This is a genomic window from Paenibacillus sp. LRG-1 (genome assembly GCF_057220305.1).
Genome location: NZ_CM170126.1, coordinates 3,187,816 through 3,204,416, shown reverse-complemented (window position 1 = coordinate 3,204,416; position 16,601 = coordinate 3,187,816). Strand labels below are relative to the sequence as shown.

The window sequence follows — 16,601 nt, the reverse complement described above, 5'->3', positions numbered from 1 at the left end:
CAGGAGTGTCCTTATGACAAATGATGAGCATTCCTGGTTTCAAGAAGCAAAAAAAGTATAACCGAGGCAGGGATTTAAGACGTCCTGCAGTGCCCGCCCTTTGGGTATTGGTAAATCAGGACAACAGGGCCATGATGAGGGCTCTGAGGCCTGCGGAAACCAGGAGGAATAACTCTGTAAAATTATAGGAAGAATAGGAGCGATTCAATTTTATCTATAGTATAATGGTTACTTCAATATGGGATGAAAACAGGGAAAGAGGAAACGAATGCCTACTATACTGGTTGCTGACGACGATGCGAACATTCGCGAACTCGTCTGTTTATTTCTACGCAACGACGGATTCGCAACAGCCGAAGCCGCAGACGGCAAGGAAGCACTGACCGTCTACGCTACAACGCATGTCGATCTTGTCGTGCTCGATATTATGATGCCGATAATGGATGGTTGGACGTTATGCAAGGAGCTCAGAAGAGCCAATCCTGATCTTCCCTTACTTATGCTGACTGCGAGAGGCGAAACATGGGAGAAAGTGAAAGGTTTCGAACTTGGAACCGATGATTATTTGACGAAACCGTTTGATCCACTGGAATTGACAGTTCGGGTCAGAGCACTGCTGAAACGCTATCGGATTGGCACCACGCAGATGATCCAGTTCGGCAACGTCATCCTTGATCGGCAGACCTATAAGGTGATGAGAGGGACGGAGTCGCTCACGTTGCCGCTCAAGGAGTTCGAATTGCTGTATAAGCTCGCTGGAACACCTGGACAAGTGTATACGCGCGAGCAGTTGATCGATCAAATTTGGGGGATCGATTATACTGGAGATGATCGAACGATAGACGTACATATTAAACGCCTGCGCGAACGGTTCGCTACAACACCCGATTTTCGTATCGAGACGGTGCGTGGACTTGGCTACCGGCTTGAGGTTTACGAATGATCAGATCCTTATATACACGTGTTGTCCTGACATTTCTGGTCTCCGTCCTCGCGGGCACGATCATTGCTTTTTTTGTAACATTTTGGGTGTTTGAAGAGAAATTGAACGAAAATTTGCAAACCACCTTATTTAACTTTGGTCAGGACATTGTCCGGGTTTACGAAACCATTCCGTTACGTGAAGCGGACTTATTCGTAAGTGGAATGAAACAACTCGATTCCTATTATATTCGAATTTTTGATGAAACGGGGCAGTTCCAGTCTTACGGAACGCTTAACGGACAAAAACCTGTTACTGTGACGATGGATCAAGTAAGGAAAGTATTGGGTGGAGAAGTTGTTCAAGTTAATCCGAGTAGTGTTTCAATGAACCTCTTGGGACTGAGGTTGAAAACGGAAATGGGAATGAAAGCGATGTTTGTGGAGCCGCTTATGTATCCTTCCGTCTCTTTTGCCCAAAAATGGTTATTTACTTTTTTGACCTATTCGTTGGTAACAGGAAGTCTATTGATTTTGGTTGCCTCTATATTCCTAGTCAGACCGATCAAAAAACTGACAAAAGCGACCAGACGTATAGCAGTTGGAGATTTCAACGTCAAGCTGAATATTAAGCAAAAGGGTGAGCTAGGTACTTTGGCTCGCAGCTTTGAAGAAATGATGCATGATCTACAGCAACTTGAGCAGATGCGTAGGGAGTTCGTCACGAATGTGTCGCATGAAGTTCAGTCGCCGCTCACCTCGATATCCGGTTATGCTATAGCACTCAAGCAAGTAGATATAGCAGATAACGAGCGAAGTCGTTATCTCGATATCATCATCGCGGAAGCAGATCGGATGTCCAAGATGAGCGATAGCCTGCTAAAGCTGAGTTTGCTTGAATCGCAGTCACAGCAGATGCGGCTGGTCACGTTCAGCCTTGATGAACAGATCAGACGAGTCATCGTCGCGATCCAGCCGCAATGGTCGGCTCGCAACATCCGTTTCGAGCTCAATTTGAAGACCGTTCGCCTATTGGCGGATCAAGATCAATTAAACCAGGTATGGACGAACATACTCGGTAATAGCATCAAATTTTCCAAGAATGGCAGCGTTATTAATGTCAGCATCAAGCAAGATATCAAAAGCGTAACAGTCCGAATATCCGATACGGGCATTGGTATTTCCCTTGAGGACCAGAAGCGTATATTCGAGCGATTTTTTAAAGCTGATCGTTCCCACAGTCGTAAATATGGCGGTAGCGGTATGGGACTCGCCATCGTTAAACAGATCGTATCGCTTCATCAAGGCGACATTCGAGTGGAAAGTGAACCCGGCCAAGGAACGACCGTCATTGTCACCTTGCCAATCACAACGCCACCAGATTAGTTAGATTCATACGGTATCATTCGGATTATCTAAACCGCATTTTCCATGATACAGCATTATGTGCAGTTTCCTTGGACAACGTAGCATTTTTTTGCTTGTTCATACTCCGTTCATATTGTCGTCATAGGGAGTACATCTTCTTTCGTTAAGCTTTCATTAGCGGCTCGTTAAGGTAGCCCAACAAACAGAATGGGGACAGGAGAAGTTGAGCGTGAAACGAAGAGAGGTAATGAAAATGAGGAATGGAACGAGAACAAATAAAGTACGAAGCATTTTGCTTAAAATAATAGGAACAATAATTATAGCAATCGTGCTTTTTCTAGCCGTTGTCTATACAGTTAATATTATCAGCAGCAAATCAGAGCAAGGAAAAATACAATCCTATGGTCAGTTCGTACCTGTAGATGGGAAAAAAATGAATGTTTTGATTCAAGGAAAAGGCGAAGAGACCGTCGTGTTACTACCAGGTTATGGAACAGCAGCACCAGCACTTGATTTTAAACCGCTAGTAGAAGAGCTATCTCCATTTTACAAAGTCATCGTTATTGAGCCTTTTGGTTATGGATTAAGTGATCTAACCGAAAAGGAACGAAACACAGAGAATATTGTAAGTGAAATTCATGAAGCTTTACAGAGTCTTAAAATTGACCGATATATTCTAATGGGTCATTCCATTGCAGGCATTTACGGACTGGATTATGTGAACAAATATGAAAACGAAGTGAGTGCTTTTGTCGGGATTGATAGCAGTGTTCCAACGCAAGGTGGTATGGATGCTGAATTACCAATAAAAACGTTTAAATTTCTCAAAAAATCAGGTTTAGCCAGATTGGTAATGAAACTAACTGGTGACCCATATGCTGGACTACCCTATGATGATGAAACAAAAGAACAAATGAGAATTCTTTCTCTAAAAAACATGTATAATTCCAGCACCTCAAACGAAATGGAAAATATTTATCCTAATTTTAAAGCAGCTAAAAATTTAACATTCCCAAAAAATCTGCCCCTTATTTTCTTTATACAAGCGAATAATACAGATGTGGAAAGATGGATACCACTACATGAAGAGCAAGTCAAAAATTCTGTTCATGGAAAAGTAATGACACTTGAAGGAGAACATTATTTACACCATACCAAATCAAAGGAAATCGTTGAAAACTTCAGGAGCTTTATGAAAGAAATAAAATAAGTGCACTGAAAAGGGCACCTTCACTATTTTCTACAAATGTATAAGTGATATAAAAAAAAGTCCTTTGGTCATATCCCTGTCAAGTAGACAGATGAAAAAAGCTATGTAGCCAGCGCGTGCGGATACTCAATCGGTGCGCGCTGTTTGAGTTAAGACTGAAATCACTCGTAGTTATAAAAGTAGAGACAACAACAGGCAGGGGAGCGTATCGTCCAATTGCTGAACGAGCCAGTGATGCCGGGTGACCAGCTGCCTTCGGAAAGACACGACATTGAGCTGAGGCGCATAAGTTTTGGGTATGGTGACCAGCCTGTACTGCGGGATGGTGAGCATGTTTATGCCATTCCGTTCTTTCACAGCGCTTGTAGGGCCTTCTGGTAGCGGAAAAAGTACGGCCTGTATGCACGATTATGGAAAAGACAGCATGAAGGAAGAGAGTCATAATCTGTATGAAATCATGATACAAACATTAAGAAACCGCCCCCGGAGGATGCCATATCATATCTCCAGGGGCGGTTTCTTGTGCTGTTATTTAGAATCATCAGCTATGACAGCTTGTACGGGCTGCCTGTCACGAAGCAATGGTAACAACAGCATCGCTCCGACCAAAAACAAGCCGGCGCTCACGGTATATACGGTGTTCAGGGAGGATTCGTGTTTGAGTGTTCCGCCGATACTCATACCGACCACCATCATCCCGGAGAACAGGGGAGAGAGGGCACCACCGACGCGGCCGATAAAAGCAGCTTCGGCGTTTTTCATCATCATTGTGTTGATACCGATATGAATGCAAGGATAAAATAGGCCGCTGAAAACTTGTAGTGCCATGGTCAGCACAATATTGTGTGACCATCCGACACCAAAGGTTGTCAGTGTGCTGACCAAAAGTCCGGCCACCAGCAGCAATTGCGGCTGTGCTTTTTTGGCAACCCCCATAATCAGGCCGCCTCCCACCAGCATAGCCGCTCCGTTCGCCATTAACGGCCATTGCAGGAATTCCTTGTTTTGTCCAAGGTTCTCGATGGCGACAAAAACCATTAATGGTTGAATAAGTCCGACCGCCAGCCCAATTACGGTAAATGTTCCCCCAAGCGTGCGAAGTGTGCGGTTATTCCATACATAACGTATTCCTTCTTTAAGCTCTTGAATGAAATGAGTTGGTTGATCATCTATCTCAAGTGATTGTTCATCTTGTGGAATGCGAGTCAGAACAAGCGCCGAGATGAGAAACAATATTCCGGTTATAGACATTGAAGTGAAAATTCCAAAGTGTTGATAAATAAATGTACCGATAACAGGGCCGATAACCATAAATAATGCCATGAGAGATTGAAAAAGGGCCATCACTCCCTGTAGCTGTTCTGGTGCTACATGCTGCTTAAATATCTTCATCGCAGACGGCTGAGAAAATTGAGATAGAATGGCTGAAAAGAAAGTGGACAGCAAAAGCACCTGCCATGACCCGTACCATAATGCCAACAAAACAATAAAAATAGAGGCCGCGGATAGCAAATCGCAACTAATCATGGTCCGTTTGGGCCGCCAACGGTCCGCGAATGTTCCTCCAATGATAGCGAACAGAAAAATAGGCATGAATTCAGCAACCGAAATGAGCGATACGTATACGGGATCATTATTAGTCAAATCTGTTACATACAACAGTATGGCAAAGTTGCGCACCCAAATGCCCAAATTTAGCAGCGCATTGGAGGCGATAATGGTCCTTATATATGGATTTTTAAACAACAACAAACTCTCCTTTCCTGTTTTCAGGGCGCAACCCCCTTGAAATATCATTTTATATAAACAAAATATATTTTTGTCTATATAATAATAGATAATATAATAAATTGACTACTGATTAGTCAAATGTTTTTTGAAACCAAGAAGAAAGTAGAGCATGGAAATAAAGAGGCCAATGATCCTTAAGGACGTGAATTAGAATAGTGGTAAAAGTACTCACTTTAAACTTGTGAATTGGGAATGATAACTAAACGGAAAAAAGATCAACATAATAAGTATTATGTTAACTAAAATGTTTATCTAGTAATAGGGATCTGAATCCGATGTACCTTTTAAAATCATAGTGATATAATTACGCGTACATGCCTGAAAAGGAGCGAATGGAACGTAAATGAACTTTCAAGTAGATTTTTTATCTTTTTTTGTAATTCAGGTAGATGGAAAAGAAGGACAGGGTGGTAAGTCCTATAAGCATTACGCTACAATGGACGACTACGATTATGACGAAAGCGATGTTAAAAAATTTCTGGACGGGGAATTTGCTCGTATTAGCAAGCGTAAGGTTGAAAAAAACCCCAGCACAGAGCAGGCACCGACCAAAATCGGCCGCTTTATCGTCGAACCGGAGCATGAATTGAGCAGTAATCCGAATTTTAATATGTTCGCCCGACTGCGGGCAGCAGAGGATAAGGAAGATTTTAAAAATGCTTGTGACGATTTGGTGCGGATGTATCTGGATACGAGCGCAGTACGCGGCGGAGCGCTGATTATTGTACAGGCTACCTTGAATACACACTCGGATGATCCGTTTATTTTTGTGCTTAAATGTGATTTCGAACCTAAAATTGCCAGAATTACTGAAAGTAGTCTGGTGAGTGAGGTCGAAATGGCTATTTCTGCCCGTAATATGAAATCCATCATGTATCCTTACATGCTTGAGGAAGGGATGAACGATGAGTGGGAGCTTAAAATTCACCAGTCTTCGCATGCCCGGTATTTTGAAGATTTTTTGAAATTCGTGACCTATGAGCAATCCATGCCGGAAATCGTCAATGAGCATGTCATGGGCTTCGTTCAGAACTATGTAGAAACCAAATGGCCGGATGCATCTAATGAGGAAAGACAGCAGGAAGAGCGCGATCTGGAATTGTGGGCGGCTAGCGAAAAACGGGATCTGCAAGGGAAATGGGAACCCCTTCAGGTCGTAGAGGCTGCACAGCATATTGTCGAGCTGAAACCAGAAATTGAAGTTCGTTTCAAACTAGATGATACGGCCGTGCGTGGGCTACTGTCCGACTTTGGCGCCAAACTGCATATCACGAAACTTCATGATAGATATGCACTTATTATTGAAGGTGATGCATTTACGTTTGAAAAGGGATTTTCACCGATTGAGTTGCTCCAACCTGAATCGTTTGAAACGGTGGCTGAGCGGCTAAAAGAGAAACGCCAGCATGAAAATGAGGACGTGGATGGCGGTACGCCACCTTGGTAATTCGAATGCATAGCAGGACGACAAACTGAACTTTTACATTATAATGACTAAAAAACTGGCCTCTCAACGGATATTACCGCTGTGGAGGCCAGTTTTGTTTAGTATTTATGTTCGCGATCTACATATGAACTTTGCTAATTTGATTCTTCAGCTTGTCCGCAGATTGAAGCAATCTTGCACGTTCCTCGTCATTGAGCGGAAGATCCAAAATTTCACGTACCCCATTGTGATCTACGATACTTGGAACACCTAAATATACGTCAGATACTCCGTTATAATCTTCCAGCAAGGTGGACACATTAAGTACCGACCCCTCGTCCCCGAGAATGGCGGCTACGATTCGGTCGAGAGCCAGCCCGATAGCATAAGAAGTTGCGCCTTTAGCATCTATAATTTCATAGGCAGCATTCTTGGTATTTTCAAAAATTTCATTTTTCGTTTCTTCACCCAGTTCCAGTGGAGTTCCAGCTACGTTGGCTGTGCTCCATACAGGTAACTCGGAGTCACCGTGTTCTCCAATAATATGGGCGTGGATGCTTCGTGGATCGATGCCCTTTTGCTTCCCGATCAAATAACGGAAGCGTGCGCTGTCCAGCAACGTACCTGACCCAATGACTCTGCTTGAAGGCCAACCACTGCGTTTCCAAGAGATGTAGGAGAGAATGTCCACTGGATTGGTAGCGATCAGCAAAATGCCATGTGTATTGACCTTGACGATATTATCAATAATACTTTCAAATATTTCGGCATTGCGCTTCAGCAAATCAATGCGCGTTTCTCCAGGCTTTTGTGAAGCACCTGCTGTAACAATAATGATATCTGCATCACGGCAGTCTTCATAATCACCTGCCCACACTTTGACACCACCGAGAAAGGGAAGCCCATGATTCATATCGAGCATTTCCCCCTTCGCCTTTTTGACGTTGACATCAATAAAGACAAGTTCTGACATGCGTTGGCGCAGCAGTAGGGTATAGCCGGTTGTTGTACCAACCGCTCCCATGCCGACAATGGCCACTCTACTTCGTTTGTAAGGTTTTAAGCTCATAAAATCCTCATCTCCTTCTCGGGTTGAATACCTTTTCATTTTGGGGTATTTCTTAAAAATTTATCTTTCCAACTTAGTGTACCGTATATATTTACCCACCGCAAAGAAATATGACATTTTTCCTTGACTTCAAAGACGAGCTCGCTAATAATTAATCGAATGATAAGAACACGCACTAAAGCGTTGCAGCACCGATATTGACGCATGAAATTATGGAAAGAGGATTCGGCATATGGACTTATTTCGAAAAAAAACAGGACTGCTCCCGCATGAGGAAAGCGGATCTACAGGTCACTTAAAGAGAACAATGGGTGCCTTTGATCTCACCATGCTAGGTGTAGGATGTATTATCGGTACTGGGATTTTTGTTATTACTGGCAAGGCAGCAGCAGAAAATGCAGGTCCTGGATTGATGCTCTCCTTTGTTATTGCAGGTATTGCCTGCGTACTAGCAGCCTTGTGTTATGCGGAGCTTTCATCTACAGTTCCCGCAGCTGGGAGCGCTTATGCGTATAGTTATATTGTATTTGGAGAAATTTTGGCCTGGGTACTGGGGTGGGACCTGATTCTGGAATACGGAGTGGCGGCCGCCTCTGTGAGTAGTGGATGGTCTGCTTACTTTCAAGGCTTGCTGGCTGGATTTGATGTACATTTACCGCTGGCTTTAACCGCAGCCTTCGATTCAACTAAGGGAACCATTATTGATCTACCAGCCGTGTGCATCATTATGCTCATTACACTGTTACTGAGTCTCGGAGCCAAGGAGACGGTCCGATTCAATTTAATAATGGTTTGTGTTAAAGTCGGAGTTGTATTGCTATTTATTGGGATCGGTATCTTTTATGTTAAGCCTGACAACTGGACACCATTTTTGCCTTATGGTTTTTCTGGTGTTTTGAGTGCTGCGGCAATCGTATTTTTTGCTTATCTGGGTTTTGATGCCATCTCAACTGCAGCCGAAGAGGTTCGCAATCCGCAGCGGAATATGCCCATCGGCATTATTTCTTCTCTAGCGATCTGCACGGTACTGTATATTGCGGTTTCAGTTGTACTAACTGGAATGGTACCTTATACGCAGTTGGGGGTAAGTGATCCTGTTGCGTTTGCTCTCCGCTTTATTCATCAGGATTTTGTTGCCGGATTGATTTCAGTCGGTGCGATTGCGGGGATGACCACCGTTTTACTGGTGCTGTTGTTTGGTCAAACGCGGTTAATTTTCTCTATGTCACGTGATGGCCTTTTACCCGTTTTTTTATCCAAAATAAATGCCAAAACTCAAACACCGATACGAAGCACTTGGCTGGTGGGCAGCATTATCGCATTGGCTAGTGGATTGTTTCCATTACATGCACTGACCAATTTGACGAGTATTGGAACCCTGTTCGCTTTTGCTGTGGTATCGGTAGGGGTTATCGTGCTGCGCAAGAAACGCCCTGATTTGAAAAGAGGCTTTACCGTGCCGTGGGTGCCGTTGCTCCCGCTTTTAAGTGCTTTGGTTTGCATCGGTCTGATGCTTCAGCTTCATATTAGCACCTGGATTGGATTCATTGTGTGGCTCCTGCTTGGATTGCTGATCTATTTCTTCTATGGATACCACAAAAGTTTGTTGAACCGTAAATCTTAATAAATTCTAGTATAAAAAAAGCCGGCATCCTGCACTTTTGTGAAGGGTCCGGTTTTTTTTGACATTACGCGAAAAGTGTCACATAGAGGCGTTTATGGTATAATTCTGTTTCAGATAAGCTTTTGGCACGTGATTACAGCATGCCATCGAGGGAGGATTTTTATATGAAACTGCGCTGGCGTGCGCTCTTAGGGGGAGTACTGCTACTGACGGGCATTCTACTGACTGCCTGTTCTGCTGAAGCCCCAGAAACGTTAACTAAACCTCCGATTGAGGAACCTGATGACCAGGGTCAGACGATTACTATTAATCCACCAGTGACTCCAAAGGTGGGCGATCCCAACTCCAAATATGTAGTTCAGACGCGAATAGCGGATTTTCATTTAATTGATAACAATAAAGGGTTAGTTTGGGGAGTTACCCATAATGAGCTCCGGCTTTATGATACTCATGATGGCGGAAAGACATGGAATAATATTTCCCCCTCCGAAAATGTCCAATTTCAAGACAAACTTGAATATGGAAAGGACATCAGTTTCACTGATTCTCGTCACGGTTGGGTTGTCCGTCAAAATTTGGACAAAACAGCAACCGTCATTCTGAGAACAGCAGATGGAGGACAGAGCTGGGATGTTTCAGCGCTTCCAAGCGGGGATCATGTGAGCTCGATTCAATATGTAAATCCAACTACTGGCTGGATCATGGCATATGTAAAACTGAATGAGCAGGATCAACAAAAACTGTTGTATCACACCACTGACGGGGGAGCCACGTGGAATAAAGTTGCGCAAAGTTCTGGTACGACATCCAACAAAACAGGCTCAGGTTTACCCGATCGGGGCAGTCTGGCAGGAATGAGCTTTTCTTCCAACAATCAGGGATTTGTAGCGATCAATCTGGATAGCAGTGTTAAGTTATACAAGACTTCGAATCAAGGGAAAACCTGGACTCCGGTAGCTAACAGAATACAAGGCTGCCCTCAGGCCAAAGCAGAAGCTCAGCAGTCTCTGAAAGGGAGCAGTTCCTCGTATTGGATTCCGGTTCTTTGCTATGGGGCTAACGGCACAAAATATAATGGACTGTTTACAAATGATACAGGGGCCCAATGGAGCGGTGTGCCTTTGGGTCTGAGTAGCAACATTAATTCTATTATCCCTGGACGTACGTTTCTAAACGAAAAGGAAGGGTGGATCATAACTGAAACCGGAATGAGCCGTACATTGGATGGGGGAAAGACGTGGACAAGTCTCACAGGCAACAAAGTGCTACCTTTGAAGCTAAAAGACTACCCACGTTCAGTCAAGCTCCGTTTCGCTTCTTCTTCGGTGGGTTGGCTCCTTTTGGAACGCCTTGATGACAAGAAATCACTGCTGCTGAAAACGACGGACGGCGGTGCGAACTGGAGAATTTTATAATCGCTATAAAGCTGATTGCCCTGGGGTGTTTTTCCCAGGGCGTTTTATTTTTAAAAAATTTAAATTTTATACGACTATATGTGAAAAAAATCACAAACCAACGAATAAGCCGCTGTTATACTAAACCTGTAAACAACGATAGGAGTGATAATCATGACAGCGAATCAGGATCATATGTTAACCCAATACTACCTTCAATTTTGTTATACTTGCCAGGATGCCTATGGTTGCACGACTGAAGAGGACTGCAAGCAGTGTGCAGAGCGTTACGCTGAAGACGAAGATCATGAAGTTCTGGATGAAACACAACGTTATCTCCAGCTTGTACATGTGTAAATCGATGCATCATTCTGATATCGCCATATCTTGAGCCTCCCGGACTATTCCGTGGGGGCTCTTGGCGTTCTTGAGAGTTGCTATCAAATTTGGGCAGGAACATACATATACTGTTATAGAAAGCTTAGGTCAGGTCAGGATGCCCGGTAGTTTCCCTGTGGAATGCCTGGCGGAGAGGAGTGCGGTGCATGGGATTTGAGTCATTATGGATGTTCGATTGGCTGGGCACGGTACTGCCCGTATTTTTCGTTGTCGTGTTGGGAATTGTCGTGTTGTCTGCAGGCAGGGAAGTCATGGAATGGAGTCGGAATAAAAGACAGCCTGTATTGACGGTCGGTTCCCGAATTACAGCCAGAAGGACACATCTCCAACAGAGGCGGCAGGAGGAACAAGGGACTCGTACCTATACTTTCTATTACGTAACCTTCGAGGTGGAGAGTGGCGACCGGATGGAGTTCAAGGTATCTGGGGAAGAATATGGTCAATGCGCTGAAGGTGATGAGGGACGGCTTACTTTTCAGGGTACAAGGTATATCGGGTTTCAGCGTCTTAATCGCTATAGCTTGGAACAGGTTAAAATGTAGAATTCAGTCTAATGTTCTTGGATTCATTTACAGCCTTCTGCGAGAAATCAGGATAGGGGGCTGTAGATGTTTCTTTTACAGCACATTTTGGTACATATATACTAGAACAGAGTAGTTCAGAGGAGGAATGATTTGTGTCATTTGAGGGACAAGTTGTTATTGTAACAGGAGCGGCGCATGGCATCGGGAAAGAGGTCGCTTTTGCCTACGCTGCTCAGGGTGCCCATGTTGTATTTGCGGACCACAATGAGGAAGAGGGTGCCGCAGCCGCTGCAGCAGCCCGGAACGAGGGCTATCAGGCCATTTTTATTCCTTGTGATGTGCGGAAGGAAGAGGATATTGTAGCGCTAATCCGTGCCACGGAAGAAGAATACGGTACGATTCATACGCTAATTAACAACGCTGGCGTGTCCAAATGGAAATCTCCATATGAGTTAACGATAGCAGAATGGGATGACATTTTGAATACAAACGTACGCAGCTGTTTTATTGCCACTAGGGAAGCGGCTAAGGTAATGAAACGAAACGTAGAAGGTGGCTCTGTGGTCAATATGACCTCTACACGAGCTTTCATGTCAGAGCCGGATACAGAAGCCTACGCGGCATCCAAAGGAGCCATTGCGGCCCTTACACACGCGATGGCTATGTCGCTAGGAAAGGACGGGATTCAGGTCAATTGCATCAGTCCAGGGTGGATTGAAACCGGGGATTATGAGCAACTGCGTGCAGAAGACCATCAACAGCATCCGTCTGGGCGAGTAGGAACCCCTAAAGACATCGCACGGGCCTGTCTGTATTTGACACAACCCGGCAATGATTTTGTAACAGGCACGAATCTGGTAGTAGATGGTGGCATGACGCGCAAAATGATTTATGAGCCATAATAAAAGCCTAAATGAGTAGTCCCAGTCTTGGGGCTATTTTTTTGTTTTTCTGGACTGTCACCCATTGGGCATTTGTACCATACGATAGGGTATGTGATGGAGAAGCGAGGAGGGGACGCGGTGGCTGTAATCAAGACCAACTCAGAGGATGTAAGGACCCTCGCCCGACTGATGCGGGCTGAGGCCGAAGGCGAAGGAGAGCAGGGAATGCTCATGGTCGGTAATGTTGGGGTGAACCGGATTTTATCCAATTGCCTGGATTTCCAGGGCATACGTATGATGAATGACATGGTGTTTCAAAGCCCCGGCGGGTTTGAGGCTACTCAGAAGGGGTATTTTTATCAGAAAGCCCGTGATCGGGACATTCGACTTGCCCAGCGTGTAATCAATGGAGAGAAAATACGTCCGGCATCCAATTCATTATGGTTTTTCAGACCTGCCGGAGACTGCCCAGATACCTGGTATAGCCAGGTCAATACCGGACGTTTTAAAGCCCACTGCTTTTTTAGCCCGACTGTACAGGATTGTCCTAATGTATATTAGACAATTTACAGAATGGCTTGAAGAATTAAATTTAAACCATTTTAGGAGGAATTTACATGATTTCACAGCAAGCTTACCGTCCCGTATCTTATGCTTCCGGCAATGGGTATCCCGAATGGCCAAGAGGGATGACTCCAATCGGAACCATGCAGCCTATGACTGGCTTTCCACCTCAAGTAAGTAGTGGCAGCCCTATGACACCAACGGGTACCGTAGTGCAGGTTCAGACTCCGCAATACGAGCAATCATACATCGAAAATATTTTACGCTTGAACTTAGGAAAAACGGGAACTTTTTATATGACCTATGAAAATAACCGGGAATGGAATGCGAAAATATTCAAAGGCATTCTGGAAGCAGCAGGTCGGGACCACATTATTATTAGTGATCCGGCGACGGGCAAACGGACCATTCTACTAATGCTAAACCTGGACTATGCAACATTTGATGAGCCGTTGTTGTACCAATATCCCGGCGTCATCGGGAACCCGGGTGCATCCCCGGTTCGCTGATGCCTTCATATATATGAGTCTACATCCTCTGCCAGACGGCAGGGGATGTATTTTGTTTATAATCTTTCTCAAATATAGTAGCTTTCTTGATGGTAAGCGGCGAAAACGAGAGCTTTACAACCTAAATGATAGAGGAGCTGTTTTTTCTGACATTGCTTGTGGTTTGACTGTATAGAGTATAGTTATATAATTAAATATAAGCTGATGAATGATCTAATCATTTATGCGGAATATGGCTTTGGAAGCCGGAAGGAGTGAATGTGTTGGGAAGTTGACGCTGCTTATGATGTGTTATCGTTCTGTCTATGATGAAACTATCCGAAGGAGGTGCGCCTGTCTGCCGTAATGACGGCTGATGGGGAGCATATTGAGTGACCCTTTACCGAGTATGTTTAACTTATTTATTGTTTTTGCATTAGTACTATTGAATGGTTTTTTTGTATCTGCGGAATTTGCCATGGTGAAGGTCAGAGGCAGCCGTATTGAAACATTGGTGGAAGCGGGCAATAAAAAGGCCGTGTACGCCGCCAATATGTTACACAACTTGGACGCTTATTTGTCTGCCTGCCAGTTGGGTATTACACTAGCATCGTTGGGACTAGGATGGATCGGAGAGCCGGCCATCGCACATTTGATCGAACCTGTATTTACAGCCGCCGGATTAGGAGCGGTATATGTGCACGGTACTGCCGTGGTTATTGCATTTATTGTCATTACGATTCTGCATATTGTCTTGGGTGAATTGGCGCCCAAAACGATAGCTATTCGTAAATCTGAGACCATTACGCTGTATTCAGCCATGCTGATGACTTGGTTTTACAAGTTGATGTATCCATTCATATGGGCGTTGAATGGAATGGCGAACAGCCTGCTGCGTTTATTCCGTCTGGAGCCGGTATCCGAGAATGACGATTCCGCGCATACCGGAGATGAAATACGCATTCTGATGAAAGAAAGCAATAAGAGCGGACTAATTGATAATACGGAATTGGCGCTTGTTGATAATATATTTGATTTTACCGACACGACCGCCAGGGAAATCATGATTCCGCGAACTGAGATGATCTGCTTATACAGTAATGAGTCCACAGAAGAAAATCTCGCGATTGCGACGGAAAGCATGAGAACCCGTTATCCAATCTGCGCCGAAGATAAGGACCATATTATCGGCTTTATCCATATTAAGGACCTTCTACGGGCGAACACACTGGATACCCGTACGATGATTCGACCGATTCTTGCTGTCCCTGAATCTACGCAAATTAGTGATCTGCTCAAACGTATGCAGCGTAGCAAGACGCAAATCGCAATTTTGATTGATGAATATGGCGGTACATCGGGTATGGTAACACTGGAAGATATTATGGAAGAAATCGTTGGTGAAATTCAGGATGAGTTCGATCAGGAACGTCCGAGTTGTGAGCAGATTAATGACGAGGAATTTTCCATTGACGGCATGTTATTAATTGATGAAGTGAACGATCGCTTTGGACTGGATCTTGATCATGAGGATTATGATACGGTAGGGGGCTGGCTATACTCACATGTCGAGGTTATTCCCCCACTGCCTGGCCAGTCTGTAGTGTTTGAGGGATGTATGTTCACGGTAGAAGAAGTTGAAAACAAGCGGATTTCACGTATTCGGCTGATAAAACAGCCTATCATCGTGGAAGAAGCAGGAGTCTCATAACGGAATAAATCTAGAGAGCGACCTTGAACGATGTGGGGTCGCTTTTTAATTTGTCTTCTTTACAGAATGGACATGAATTGATATGATGTTCGTGTAATTGTCAACCTAATTATATCGTTTTAGGTTGACAATAAAAAAGAACTTCCTCTACGCTGAACATCTTATCCATTTACATGATCATTAAATTTTGGGAGGCAAGAAGTATGAATTTACTAAACAAGGTTATAGAATGGGACTCGTTGGCTGAAAAAGCAATCCAAGGCAGCCGTGTATCGCTGGAAGAAGGCATAGCGGTACTGGAAGCCGACGATGAGGAATTATTACCGATTATGCAAGCTTCATTTCGGGTGCGGCATCATTTTTATGAAAAAAAAGTAAAGCTCAACATGATCATTAATGCCAAAAGTGGCCTATGCCCGGAGGATTGCGGTTATTGCTCACAATCTATCGTATCCACGGCGCCTGTGAGCAAGTACAGTATGTTGGACAAGGAATCACTGTTGGCTGGAGCTAGGGAAGCAGTAGCGCGGAGAGCAGGGACCTATTGCATCGTAGCTTCCGGCAAAGGTCCAACAGATCGAGAACTGGATCAGGTGATTGAGGCAGTACAAGAAATTAATCGCACGATGCCGCTCAAAATTTGCGCCTGCTTAGGGATTCTCAAGGGAGATCAGGCACGGCGGTTGGCAGAGGCTGGGGTACATCGATACAATCATAATTTAAATACAAGTAAGGCCAACTATCCCTCGATTACAACCACACATACATACGATCAACGCGTCGAAACTGTGAAAATGGCTCAATCTCACGGAATGTCTCCATGCTCTGGCGTTATTATCGGGATGGGGGAAACGAATGAGGAAATCGTTCAAATGGCTTATGCCTTACGGGAGTTAGATGCTGACTCTATTCCGGTTAACTTCTTGAATCCAGTCCCTGGAACCCCGTTGGAGGGAGCAAAGCGAATATCACCTATCCAAGCTTTGAAGGTGCTGGCACTGTTCCGCTTCATCTGTCCATCCAAAGAAATACGCGTTGCAGGTGGACGAGAGTTGAATTTACGCTCGTTACAACCGCTATGCCTGTATGCAGCGAATTCAATTTTTGTAGGAGATTATTTAACGACAGAAGGCCAAGAGGTCACATTTGATCATCAAATGATTGAAGATCTTGGTTTCGAAATTGAGATGTGTGCCCTTTCAGCCGTATAATAGAAATTGTACAAACT

At 44.3% G+C, this 16,601-nt stretch carries 15 protein-coding genes and 1 pseudogene; 14 read left to right on the top strand and 2 right to left on the bottom strand.

Going from position 1 to position 16,601, the window contains the following annotated elements:
• Positions 1–268 precede the first annotated feature (268 nt).
• The 4 genes and pseudogenes from ACUUJN_RS13965 to ACUUJN_RS13950 form a co-directional block, all read left to right on the top strand.
• Positions 269–943: a response regulator transcription factor gene (locus ACUUJN_RS13965; RefSeq protein ID WP_023988895.1), complete on the top strand. Its 675-nt coding sequence runs from the start codon at positions 269–271 to the stop codon at positions 941–943.
• Positions 940–2,307 carry a sensor histidine kinase gene (locus ACUUJN_RS13960; protein ID WP_023988894.1) on the top strand — a complete coding sequence of 456 codons (1,368 nt, stop codon included), beginning with the start codon at positions 940–942 and terminating at the stop codon, positions 2,305–2,307. The genes ACUUJN_RS13965 and ACUUJN_RS13960 overlap by 4 nt, the downstream gene beginning before the upstream one ends.
• A 229-nt stretch (positions 2,308–2,536) precedes the next feature.
• Positions 2,537–3,499, top strand: a complete 963-nt coding sequence (locus ACUUJN_RS13955; protein ID WP_202404184.1) for an alpha/beta fold hydrolase — start codon at positions 2,537–2,539, stop codon at positions 3,497–3,499.
• A 189-nt stretch (positions 3,500–3,688) separates the two neighbouring features.
• Positions 3,689–3,893 (top strand): annotated as a pseudogene (locus ACUUJN_RS13950) (ABC transporter ATP-binding protein); the annotation flags it as partial.
• 134 nt (positions 3,894–4,027) lie between these two features.
• On the opposite strand, the gene ACUUJN_RS13945 reads toward ACUUJN_RS13950, so the two are convergent.
• Positions 4,028–5,245 (bottom strand): MFS transporter, encoded by a 1,218-nt coding sequence (locus tag ACUUJN_RS13945; protein ID WP_028541653.1) that lies wholly within the window; start codon positions 5,243–5,245, stop codon positions 4,028–4,030.
• Positions 5,246–5,633: 388 nt separating this feature from the next.
• Between ACUUJN_RS13945 and ACUUJN_RS13940 the strand changes: the two genes are divergently transcribed.
• The gene (locus tag ACUUJN_RS13940) at positions 5,634–6,737 is read left to right on the top strand and encodes a DUF3900 domain-containing protein (protein WP_023988891.1); all 1,104 of its coding nucleotides are present in this window, start codon (positions 5,634–5,636) and stop codon (positions 6,735–6,737) included.
• Between the two features lie 118 nt (positions 6,738–6,855).
• Here the strand turns inward: ACUUJN_RS13940 and ACUUJN_RS13935 are convergent, their stop codons facing one another.
• On the bottom strand, positions 6,856–7,785 hold the full coding sequence (locus ACUUJN_RS13935) for an L-lactate dehydrogenase (protein ID WP_023988890.1): 930 nt from the start codon (positions 7,783–7,785) through the stop codon (positions 6,856–6,858).
• Positions 7,786–8,017: 232 nt separating this feature from the next.
• On the opposite strand from ACUUJN_RS13935, the gene bcaP reads away from it, so the two are divergent.
• The 9 genes from bcaP to bioB all read left to right on the top strand — a co-directional run bounded on the left by bcaP (position 8,018) and on the right by bioB (position 16,584).
• Complete coding sequence (gene bcaP / locus ACUUJN_RS13930) at positions 8,018–9,409, top strand: branched-chain amino acid transporter BcaP (RefSeq protein ID WP_023988889.1); 1,392 nt, start codon at positions 8,018–8,020, stop codon at positions 9,407–9,409.
• 164 nt (positions 9,410–9,573) lie between these two features.
• The gene (locus ACUUJN_RS13925; protein WP_484668603.1) at positions 9,574–10,824 is read left to right on the top strand and encodes a WD40/YVTN/BNR-like repeat-containing protein; all 1,251 of its coding nucleotides are present in this window, start codon (positions 9,574–9,576) and stop codon (positions 10,822–10,824) included.
• A 153-nt stretch (positions 10,825–10,977) separates the two neighbouring features.
• Positions 10,978–11,160, top strand: a complete 183-nt coding sequence (locus ACUUJN_RS13920; protein ID WP_028541651.1) for a hypothetical protein — start codon at positions 10,978–10,980, stop codon at positions 11,158–11,160.
• Positions 11,161–11,348: 188 nt separating this feature from the next.
• Positions 11,349–11,744 carry a DUF2500 domain-containing protein gene (locus ACUUJN_RS13915; RefSeq protein WP_013371386.1) on the top strand — a complete coding sequence of 132 codons (396 nt, stop codon included), beginning with the start codon at positions 11,349–11,351 and terminating at the stop codon, positions 11,742–11,744.
• 134 nt (positions 11,745–11,878) lie between these two features.
• Positions 11,879–12,628 carry an SDR family NAD(P)-dependent oxidoreductase gene (locus tag ACUUJN_RS13910; protein WP_023988886.1) on the top strand — a complete coding sequence of 250 codons (750 nt, stop codon included), beginning with the start codon at positions 11,879–11,881 and terminating at the stop codon, positions 12,626–12,628.
• Between the two features lie 120 nt (positions 12,629–12,748).
• Positions 12,749–13,171, top strand: a complete 423-nt coding sequence (locus ACUUJN_RS13905; RefSeq protein ID WP_023988885.1) for a cell wall hydrolase — start codon at positions 12,749–12,751, stop codon at positions 13,169–13,171.
• A gap of 56 nt (positions 13,172–13,227) precedes the next feature.
• The gene (gene gerQ, locus ACUUJN_RS13900) at positions 13,228–13,683 is read left to right on the top strand and encodes a spore coat protein GerQ (protein ID WP_023988884.1); all 456 of its coding nucleotides are present in this window, start codon (positions 13,228–13,230) and stop codon (positions 13,681–13,683) included.
• Positions 13,684–14,071: 388 nt separating this feature from the next.
• Positions 14,072–15,373 (top strand): hemolysin family protein, encoded by a 1,302-nt coding sequence (locus tag ACUUJN_RS13895; RefSeq protein WP_175405309.1) that lies wholly within the window; start codon positions 14,072–14,074, stop codon positions 15,371–15,373.
• A gap of 203 nt (positions 15,374–15,576) precedes the next feature.
• The gene (bioB, locus tag ACUUJN_RS13890; protein ID WP_209942432.1) at positions 15,577–16,584 is read left to right on the top strand and encodes a biotin synthase BioB; all 1,008 of its coding nucleotides are present in this window, start codon (positions 15,577–15,579) and stop codon (positions 16,582–16,584) included.
• Positions 16,585–16,601 lie beyond the last annotated feature (17 nt).

Coding starts and splice junctions, on each gene's coding strand:
- ACUUJN_RS13965 (WP_023988895.1), top strand. CDS start 269: ATGCCTACTATACTGGTTGCTGACGACGATGCGAACATTCGCGAACTC.
- ACUUJN_RS13960 (WP_023988894.1), top strand. CDS start 940: ATGATCAGATCCTTATATACACGTGTTGTCCTGACATTTCTGGTCTCC.
- ACUUJN_RS13955 (WP_202404184.1), top strand. CDS start 2,537: ATGAAAATGAGGAATGGAACGAGAACAAATAAAGTACGAAGCATTTTG.
- ACUUJN_RS13940 (WP_023988891.1), top strand. CDS start 5,634: ATGAACTTTCAAGTAGATTTTTTATCTTTTTTTGTAATTCAGGTAGAT.
- ACUUJN_RS13935 (WP_023988890.1), bottom strand. CDS start 7,785: ATGAGCTTAAAACCTTACAAACGAAGTAGAGTGGCCATTGTCGGCATG.
- bcaP (WP_023988889.1), top strand. CDS start 8,018: ATGGACTTATTTCGAAAAAAAACAGGACTGCTCCCGCATGAGGAAAGC.
- ACUUJN_RS13925 (WP_484668603.1), top strand. CDS start 9,574: ATGAAACTGCGCTGGCGTGCGCTCTTAGGGGGAGTACTGCTACTGACG.
- ACUUJN_RS13920 (WP_028541651.1), top strand. CDS start 10,978: ATGACAGCGAATCAGGATCATATGTTAACCCAATACTACCTTCAATTT.
- ACUUJN_RS13915 (WP_013371386.1), top strand. CDS start 11,349: ATGGGATTTGAGTCATTATGGATGTTCGATTGGCTGGGCACGGTACTG.
- gerQ (WP_023988884.1), top strand. CDS start 13,228: ATGATTTCACAGCAAGCTTACCGTCCCGTATCTTATGCTTCCGGCAAT.
- ACUUJN_RS13895 (WP_175405309.1), top strand. CDS start 14,072: ATGTTTAACTTATTTATTGTTTTTGCATTAGTACTATTGAATGGTTTT.
- bioB (WP_209942432.1), top strand. CDS start 15,577: ATGAATTTACTAAACAAGGTTATAGAATGGGACTCGTTGGCTGAAAAA.